Source organism: bacterium (assembly GCA_035530055.1).
Classification (GTDB): domain Bacteria; phylum UBA6262; class WVXT01; order WVXT01; family WVXT01; genus WVXT01.
On sequence record DATKVN010000092.1, the window covers coordinates 1 to 5997 of the forward strand.

The following is a 5997-nucleotide window of genomic DNA, read 5'->3' on the forward strand; positions in this document are numbered from 1 at the left end:
GGCGGTGCGGCTGTTTTGGTTACCACCTCTGAACTGCCTCTTTTAGGAATATAACCTTCTCTGACGATTTTGCTCCCAGGGGTCTCTTCCCTTAAAGAAATAGAAGATTTGCTCGACTCCTTAATGCCAAGAGTCCCTTGAACTGGTATAACCAGAGTATCTTCCAGGTTATCGGAATTTGAAACTTCTTCCTCAACTTCAAAAATAGGCATAGTTGTCTCTGACGGTCCTATTTTTTCCTCTAGATAGCCTCCCTTTGCAATTTGTCTTGTGGTTACTGCTTCGTCAGGAAACGCATGCCCCTTTTCTGTACTGAGAGACTCTCGAACTTCAGGGGTAGCCTCAGGAACAAAATTCTTCTGCCCAACAAAAGTCTTGTCTTGTAAGAATTTTGATTCATTTACTTTTTTAGCCGACTTACTGATTTTCAAAGTCTCCTTCAATTCCATCAATTTACCAGGTTCTCTTTTAGGACGTTGCTTAGTAAAAGCCAAAAGACTTTCTGGTTTGGGCTTGTGCCTCTTTATCTGTTTTATCCTGCCGGAAATACGTTCAATTTCTGCTTTGGTCAAATAAGCCACCTCAGTAATTTTGAGTTGCGCCTCTTCCCGGAGAGAAGCCCTCTGCCCAAGGGTAAAAAGAGTGGCTAAGAGCAAAATGTGAATCAAACAAGAAGTAAAAAATGAGTTTATTATCTCTTTGTTCATTGGTAAAATCCTGAATTCAAAACATCTGGAGTCCCCTGATTCATCGGAGCGTTCAATAAACGCAACCTAAAGGTTGCGACTACCAAAAACATAATAATAACCAAGAAAAATAGAGTTGACCCCATTTTTATACAATCCAATCGCGAAACAAGTTTCGCTACTCCAGATCAACCTCTGTTTTTTGTACTGTGGCAATGGCAATCCGTCCTGCTCCAGACTCCTTGGCAATTTCCAGGACGGTTTCCACCTGGCCATAGGAAATATTCTTATCTGCTTTTATTACCATTAGATTATAAGGGTCGATTTTGAATCTCTGTGACAAAAAAGGCTTCAGTTTCTCTAAGGAAATCAGTTTTTCATCCACGGAAATCCGGCCGTCTCTGGATAAGGTAATGGTAATTTTTTGTTCCTCTCCCATTTCAGAAGTGGAAGCTCTGGGAAGGTCGACCTTTATTCTGGACTGACCGAGGAAAGGCGATATGAGGAGCAAAATAAGAAGCACGATCAAAGCTAAGCTGATAGCTGGCATTAAATCTATTTCCGTCTTCAGTTTCATCCTTTTCCTCTCTTTCTAAGTAAGGCAAGTTTATCCGCTCCTGCTTGCTTTGCAATATCAAGCACTTTTACAACCCGGTCCAGGAGAACATTCGCATCAGGAACAACAATCACTGTTCTTCCCTTCTTTTTAGCCAGTTCCTTCCCTAAATTCCACTTCAGATTTTTTATAGCTACTTCTTTACCATTTAAATAGACCTTCTGTCTGGTTATACTTATTGATACTGGCTGTAAATCTGGCTTGGGCGCCTCCGCCTTTTCGCTTCGAATTGCCTTGGTAGAATTTATTTTTATTCCTGTCCAGAGTAATGCCGGCATCGTTATTAAGAAAACAACAATCAAAGTTAATGCAGCATCGCTCAAGGGAGTTAAGTTGGGCATGATTTTCATATCATTATGATTTTTTCTCTGCATTCTTTTGCTCCTCACGATAAATTCTTAGCCTTGCAATAAAATCGTCTCTGGCAATTTCCAATTCGGAATTAATAGTGGCGACCCGCCGGACAAAATAGTTATAAACTATAACGCAAGGAACTGCAATAAGTATGCCTGTGGCAGTAGTGACCAGTGCTTCTGCCACTCCCATCGCCACTACCGCCGACCCACCTGAACCTGTTATTGCTATATCATGAAAGGCGCGAATAATTCCCACAATTGTCCCAAACAATCCCAGTAGAGGAGAAATATGGCTTATGGTACCAATTATTCCGATGTTATTTTCATACTTCGTCCGCTCCCTGCTAATGGCATTGGTCATCAATTCCCGCACTGTCGTCTCATCATTTGTGTGATTTTTCAAACCTTCCTTTATTACCCTGGAAACAGGCGTAGCCCTTTCCCCACAATCCTTGAGGCATTCTGAAAATTGACCATTTATAACTTTTTCTGCAATTCTGGAGACAAACTCTGAAATTCTGTCCCGACTCTTGTGAAAATATCGCCAGCGTTCAATACAAAAGGTAAGCCCTATTATGGAGACTACAGTCAACGCCCACATGGCAAAACTTCGAGAATACATCTCAAGAATAGGTAAACCGCCAAACATTTTGTGTACCTCCTTAAGAATAGGAATGTCTAAATCTAAAACATCTGGAGTCCTTGCGAAAGCAAGGTTATTCCTCCCTTTCGGGAGGACTCCACTCTTTCTGTTGTCCTTTCAGTTCCTCAAGCTTAATCTCGGCAAGGTCTTTCCACTTCACATCTTCAGTGCTATTGTCAATCTCTGTATATATAGTGATGGCCGCATCACTTCTTCCCTGTTTTTCATATATTTCTGCCAGTCGGAGTAACCCTGCCAACCTGAATGGGTCATTTTTCGCTGGCAACCCTTGTAAAGTTTGATAGACATTAATCGCTTCTGCCATCTCGCCAAGACACTCATAGCAATCTCCCTCTCGATATTTAATTTCGCATTTCGTTATCTCCCGGGTAGGTTCTACCATCTTATAGAATTCGATTGCCTGCCGATAGTCACCATTGTTTCTCGAAATCTCTCCTATCTGCCATTTAGCAAAATTGACTTTCTCTTCTTCTGGATGTTGCTCAATGAAGCTCTTATATTCCTCGACCGCCTTCTTCCACTCATTCAATTTTTTGTAAGCAAGAGCAATATTCAACCGAACATGGGAGGCAAAGCGGCTATCTGGATATTTTTGAAGAATTTCTTTGTAATGCTCTATACTCTCTTCTATCTCGCCCGCTTGAAATAACCCGTTTGCTAAGTGGAATTTAGCCATTTCCGTTAACTCGTCTTCAGGATAGCTGGAAACAAAATTCTGGAACGCTTTAATAGCCTCAGCAAACTTCTTCAAAGAATAATAGGCCTCTCCAAGATAATAGGAAGCCGACTTAGCAGATGAGACATGGGGATAATCAATTATAACTTTCTGGAAATTCTTAATCGCTTTATTGTATTCTCCTTTCTCAAAAGACCTTACCCCAAGTTGCCAGTAAGCTTCTCCAGCCAGACTCTCGCCAGGGTATCTGTTGACAAAATTCTCTAAACCTTCATCAGAGGAGCCTTCCCCGGTTGCCTTTTCATAATAGGAAACTTTTATTCCCTCGAGCGCCTGTTCTTTCCGCGAGTCTTCAGGATAGGTTTCTATAAATTTCTCGTATTCTTTAATTGCTTCTTCATACTGCTTAGCATTATAGTAGCTTTCGGCAATGTGGAGTTGTGCCTCTTTAGCCTGTTCTGTCCCGGGAGATTCTGTAAGTAGCTTTCTGTAAAGTTTGATTGCCTCATTATACCTGCCAAGTCCGAAACTGGTATAAGCAGCTCTATCTAAAGCCTGAAGAACGACTTTGCTACCTCTCTTTCTATTTATTATTGCCTTCCAGGTCTTAATTGCTTCACTGTAATATCCAAGTCGATAAAACGAGAGTCCTTCTCGATAGAGAGCTTCGGCAACCATCTCATCTCGAGGGTATTGCTCGACAAATCTCCTGTAGAACGAAAGAGAATTCTTATAATCTCTCTTATTGAAATGTAGATTGGCAACCTGTAGTTTTGCCACTTTGTCCACATCCTTATCGCCTTCTGCATAACATTCGAGAAATTCCCGATTTCTTATCAAAGCTAAATCGAACTTACCCTGTTCTGTGGCACAGGCTACCAGACCACTTTTAGCATATTTTGCCATTTGTGAGCCGGGATAGTTCTCCACGACATAATCATACATCTCTTCTGCTTCACTATATCTTTCTAACTGATAATATGCTTCCCCGATATAGTAGTAGGCTCCGGCTAACCATCCTCCGGGAGGAGAGAAAATCCCGGTGACCAGATTTCTATAACTCGTGATGAGGCTCTGGTAATCCTCCTGTTCATAGTAGGTCAATCCTAAGAGATATAATGCTTTGCCTCCCACTTCACTATCGGGCGCAATATTAATCACTGACTGATAAGCACTTTCTGCCTCAGAATAGCGACCGAGCTTCTGTAGACATAGACCCTTCAAAAGGAGAATATCTTTCCATCCCGGGCTACCAGAATACTGTTCAATAAACTTTTTCCCCTCTTCTAAAGACTTCTGATATTCTCCCATTGAAGTATATAGATATACTAATTTATATTGAGAAAGCCTGGCAAGTTCAGAAGAAGTGAAACTACCGATTATAACCCGATAGTTCTCTATTGCCTCCCCGTTCTTCCCCAGGCCCTTTAATGACTCAGCCGTCAAATACTGGACGGAAGTTACCAACTCACTCCGGGGATATTGCCTGAAAAATATCTGGCAATTCTCTATCGCTTTTGAATAATTTTCCTGATTAAATCGACTTGCTCCAGTCATAAATCTGGCATGAGGAGCGAGTTCACTCTGCGGATAACTCGTCAATAAATCCCAGAATTTTCTCATTGCAAAATTATACTGACCCATTCGGTAGAACGTCTCTCCCATACCGTATAGAGCATCGTCTGCCAATTCGCTTTCCGGATGCTTGTCTATAAGTTCCTTATATTTCGCTTGAGCTTGAAGCTCTCTGTTCAGTTCTTCTAAACACCTTGCCTCGTAGTAGTCGCCGTAGACTCCATCCACCTTTCCAAAGCTTTCTAAAGCCTGTTCATACTTCCCCTGATAATACCGGATTAAACCCAGGCTATAATTTACTCTATCCTCTCGAAGATATCCAGGGAAAGAACCGGTTAACCTTTCCAGAACACTCTCGGCTTCCACTGTCTTTCCCTGTTTCAAATAAGACTGGCTCATCCCGTAGAGGATTTCCGGAGCAAGGAAGCTATCTCCAAAACTTTCCCACAATTGGTTAAAGAGATTCAGAGCCTCACCATAATTTTTCAGATTGTAATAACACTCCGCTTTCCTCAAACTCGCACTTCCCACAAGTTCGCTCTGGGGCGAGGAACTGATTACCAATTCATACTCTCTAATAGCATTTCTGTAATCTCCTTGAGCAAAATAGGATTCAGCAATTAGATAATGTTTTTCGTCTATTCTATCAATCTTTTCAAAAGGAGCTATCTCAACTTTAACCTCAGCTTTCAAAAGTGGTCTCTCAGGCTTCTCTTCCACCTGTGGGGTTTCGGCTTCTATCTTCTTGCTTTCCACAAGAATTGGGCGGGCAAGCTCGGCCTCACGCGTCCCCCTCCCTTTCGGGAGGACTCCAGGAAGCTCCGGACTCCTTGCGATAGCAAGGTTATCCTTCCCTTCTTCCTCTGTCTTCTGTGCCATCTCTGCCTCTTCCATCTTTTTAATCACTTCTACTTCTTCCATAACTTCTGCCGCCATTGCCACTTCCTTCTTCCCAAATCTCACACTCAATCCAATTCTATGGGAAGAACCCAAATCCCTATATTTACCCCAGGCATCATGATAAGCATAAGCATAGTCGGCCTGAAAATTTCCCCACCTAAAACCTAAGCCAGCCGTGATCTCTGTTTCATCTATCCCTGCTCTGAAAGCCAATAGGTGCAGCAGGCAATACTCTGCGCCATAATGCATTTTAAAGGACTGATGCTCTGTGTTTTGGGTGTCGATAGCCAATATCAAATTATCACTAAACATTTTATAGGATGCGCCGAGATTAAGACTTAAAGGATAAGTATCTGTATCTGTTTTCAATTTTAGCTTTGGTTTAATCATATTCTGAAGATTTAAACCCAAAGATAACGCCGACAAAGGTTTATACAGTATTCCTGCATCAGTTCCAAATCCCATATCAGAATGGTCAGCAAAATTTTGATTGATGAGCTTTAAACTTATGCCACAAGAAAGAT

General features: G+C 41.8%; 5 protein-coding genes. All 5 read right to left on the bottom strand.

What is annotated here, in order from left to right; genetic code table 11:
• The coding region (locus VMW39_06900; GenBank protein ID HUW23740.1) for a hypothetical protein at window positions 1–707 on the bottom strand (707 nt) is incomplete at its 3' end.
• Between the two features lie 157 nt (window positions 708–864).
• The gene (locus tag VMW39_06905) at window positions 865–1263 is read right to left on the bottom strand and encodes a biopolymer transporter ExbD (GenBank protein HUW23741.1); all 399 of its coding nucleotides are present in this window, start codon (window positions 1261–1263) and stop codon (window positions 865–867) included.
• Window positions 1260–1676 carry a biopolymer transporter ExbD gene (locus tag VMW39_06910; GenBank protein ID HUW23742.1) on the bottom strand — a complete coding sequence of 139 codons (417 nt, stop codon included), beginning with the start codon at window positions 1674–1676 and terminating at the stop codon, window positions 1260–1262. Before VMW39_06910 ends, VMW39_06905 begins: the two co-directional genes overlap by 4 nt.
• Window positions 1657–2307, bottom strand: a complete 651-nt coding sequence (locus tag VMW39_06915; protein ID HUW23743.1) for a MotA/TolQ/ExbB proton channel family protein — start codon at window positions 2305–2307, stop codon at window positions 1657–1659. The genes VMW39_06910 and VMW39_06915 overlap by 20 nt, the downstream gene beginning before the upstream one ends.
• Before the next feature lie 67 nt (window positions 2308–2374).
• Window positions 2375–5997, bottom strand: a 3623-nt coding sequence (locus tag VMW39_06920) for a tetratricopeptide repeat protein (GenBank protein ID HUW23744.1), incomplete at its 5' end; no start/stop codon positions are given.

What these genes read in the sequence shown, in the direction of transcription:
- VMW39_06905 (HUW23741.1), bottom strand. Translation starts at nt 1,263, where the DNA reads ATGAAACTGAAGACGGAAATAGATTTAATGCCAGCTATCAGCTTAGCT.
- VMW39_06910 (HUW23742.1), bottom strand. Translation starts at nt 1,676, where the DNA reads ATGCAGAGAAAAAATCATAATGATATGAAAATCATGCCCAACTTAACT.
- VMW39_06915 (HUW23743.1), bottom strand. Translation starts at nt 2,307, where the DNA reads ATGTTTGGCGGTTTACCTATTCTTGAGATGTATTCTCGAAGTTTTGCC.